Source organism: Hymenobacter terrenus, from assembly GCF_000972495.1.
Taxonomy (GTDB): domain Bacteria; phylum Bacteroidota; class Bacteroidia; order Cytophagales; family Hymenobacteraceae; genus Hymenobacter; species Hymenobacter terrenus.
Window position 1 is genome coordinate 1 of sequence record NZ_LATM01000110.1, and the last position, 1,304, is coordinate 1,304.

The window sequence follows — 1,304 nt, forward strand, 5'->3', positions numbered from 1 at the left end:
CCGCTAGACGGCTTCATTCGCGATGGCCCGGGTTTGGCCCTGCTACACCAAGGGCTGACGCCGGTGTAAAAAGCGCTGCTTGAGCCATAGAAAGGGCACCCCCAGTGCCAGGATAAAGCCCCAGTCGGCCCCGAACCGCTCCAACCCTTCCAGGGCCAGGTCGAAGCGGCCGACGGCCAGCCCGGACCCGATAAGGGCGGCGGCAGGAATAAAGGCCATCGCAATCAGGGGCCCGGCCTGAAAGCTGCGCCGAAACGCGGCCAGGATGACGACGCCCGACAGGGCGCCGGCAGCGGCTAACAACAATTCCATCAGCTTGGGGTGAGCCAGGTGCCCCACTTCGCTGTTCGCCGCCAGGGCGCTTGCGCTGGTTTCGCCGGCTGCGACCAAAGCCCACATGGTAAGCGCCGCCAGGGCCACGAGCACAGCGTAACCGGCCAAAGCCGATTTGAGGCCGTTCCACACCAGCGGCCCGTGGCGAAGCACCAGCCCCAGGGGCACTTTGGTCATGGGGTCAAAGCCGGGGGCGATGATGGCCGACGCTACGAAGGCCACGGCCTGCGGCACAGGCTCCGACACGAGGCCGATAGCCGCTACCACGCCGCCGAGTCCCATCAGCACCAAATAATTGGTCGTAATGCGCCCCTGATGGCGCAGGCCGCTTTCCATCTCTTCCCAGATGGCCTCGTCGCGGTCGTTGTCTACGACCTCATGCGAGGCGGGGGCGATGATGCTGTTCACCTCACTGGTGACGACGCTCAGCTGCTTCGGGTCGCCGACGGCGGCCCGCGCGCGGCGCAACACTTCATCGGCGCCGCGGTTGAGCACGTGCACGGTCAACACGTCGCCCGGGGGCTTGTGCGAGGCGCCGCGCAGCACGGTCAGGCCGATGACCTCCTCGATCGTTTTTAGTTGCTCGGTCAGTGTGTCGGTAGTTGCCGACGGCACCGTCAGTTCCAGTGTTCTATGCATCAGGCCAATCAGAGGGCGCGCCGCACTTCGCGCCGCTTTTACATTTTACGGACGGGACAGGCTTGCGTTGGCAAAGCCCTTGAGAAGCGCGCTACTGAGGCGTCTATTTGCACCGGTTTTGGGATTTAGGCTTGCGGGGCGGGCAGCTCCAGTAGGCGGGCCTCGACTTGGTGCAGCGTCAACTCGCCCCCGACAAAGCGGTCCAGTAATTCGCGCTCGTCCCGGGAGAATGAGCACCGCGGCTAGCACGCGCCGGCGCCGTCTTCCGTCTTAAACTCACCAGGTGGAGCAGTAGCTTGCAGGCGCTTGTTGGCAGGCTGCTGCTAGTAGTT

Annotated in this window: 1 protein-coding gene; it reads right to left on the reverse strand. The window is 64.6% G+C overall.

The features are described from left to right. Window positions 1-42 precede the first annotated feature (42 nt). Complete coding sequence (locus WX88_RS26680) at window positions 43-972, reverse strand: DUF389 domain-containing protein (RefSeq protein WP_082116332.1); 930 nt, start codon at window positions 970-972, stop codon at window positions 43-45. Window positions 973-1,304 lie beyond the last annotated feature (332 nt).

Bases quoted from the DNA above. Each gene is read 5' to 3' on its own strand.
- WX88_RS26680 (WP_082116332.1), bottom strand. From the start codon at position 972: ATGCATAGAACACTGGAACTGACGGTGCCGTCGGCAACTACCGACACA.